Source organism: Dietzia sp. NPDC055343 (assembly GCF_053645265.1).
Genome location: NZ_JBSHMJ010000158.1, coordinates 1 through 1,285, shown reverse-complemented (window position 1 = coordinate 1,285; position 1,285 = coordinate 1). Strand labels below are relative to the sequence as shown.

Below are 1,285 nucleotides of genomic sequence, written 5' to 3'. Positions count from 1 at the left end.
GGGGCGTGAGGAACGAATCGGTGACAACTGATCGTTAGTGCCGGGAGGCGCTGGCGGGGAGGATGTCATCATGCCCGGTCCCTATCCCAGAGAGTTCCGCGAGGACGTCGTCGCGGTCGCCAGACGTCGTGAGAGCGGCGTCACCATCAAACAGATCGCGACCGACTTCGGCATCAGCGAAGCGACCCTGCAGAACTGGCTCCGCCAAGCCGATGTCGAAGAAGGCAACCGTCCCGGTCAGACCGCGGCGGACGCAGCTGAGGCGCGGGAGCTGAAGAAGCGGATCCGCCTCCTCGAGCAGGAGAACGAGGTCCTTCGGCGGGCGGCGGCGTATCTGTCGCAGGCGAATCTGAAACTCGGTGGCTCCCCAAAATGACGTACCCGCTCGTATCTGAGCTCGCCGACGCGGGGATTCCCGTGACGGTGTCGTGCCGGGTCCTCAAGCTCGCCCGCCAGCCCTACTACCGGTGGCGCAACAACCCGATCCGGGACGCGGACGTGCTTCGGGCGCACCGGATCAACGCGCTCCACGACGCGCACCACGAGGACCCGACGTTCGGCTACCGATACCTCGCCGACGAGGCGCGGCGAGCCGGATGGCGGATGAGTCGGCGGACGGCGTGGAAGCTGTGCTCGCAGGCCGGGATCCTCTCGTCCGCACAGCGCCGTCGGCGCGGGAAGGGGAAGAAGGCCGGCCCGCCGGTGTTCGACGACCACGTGCAGCGGGTGTTCCGCGCCGATGCGCCGAACCGGCTCTGGCTCACGGATATCACGGAGCATTGGACGAGCGAAGGCAAGCTCTACTGCTGCGCGATCAAGGACGTGTTCTCCAACCGGATCGTTGGCTACTCGATCTCGGATCGGATGACCGCAAAGCTCGCCGTCGATGCCGTACGCAACGCCGTCACGCGACGTGGTGACGTCGCCGGATGCATCCTGCACGCCGACAGAGGCAGCCAATTTCGGAGCCGCGCGATGGCTCGCGAGCTGCGCCGTCACGACATGGTCGGATCGATGGGCCGAGTCGGTGCGGCCGGGGACAACGCGGCCATGGAGAGCTTCTGGTCGCTTCTTCAAACGAACGTGCTCAACCAGCAGCGGTGGGCGACCAAGCAGGAGCTGCGCCTGGCCATCGTGGTCTGGATCGAGCGGAAGTATCACCGCCAGCGAGCACAGGACAACCTCGGCGGGTTGACGCCCATCGAGTTCGAAGCCAAGCTAACCGAGCCGCTCACACTCGCGGCCTAAACCGAACCTGTCACCAGTTCGTTCCTCACGCCCGAGC

1 protein-coding gene is annotated in these 1,285 nt (G+C 66.1%); it reads left to right on the top strand.

Features of this window, described 5'->3' with window-relative positions:
- Positions 1-70 precede the first annotated feature (70 nt).
- A protein-coding gene (locus ACWIE7_RS19320; RefSeq protein WP_454070354.1) for an IS3 family transposase occupies positions 71-1,248 on the top strand; the annotation gives its coding sequence in 2 pieces (ribosomal slippage) (positions 71-337 and positions 340-1,248; 1,176 coding nt in all).
- Positions 1,249-1,285 lie beyond the last annotated feature (37 nt).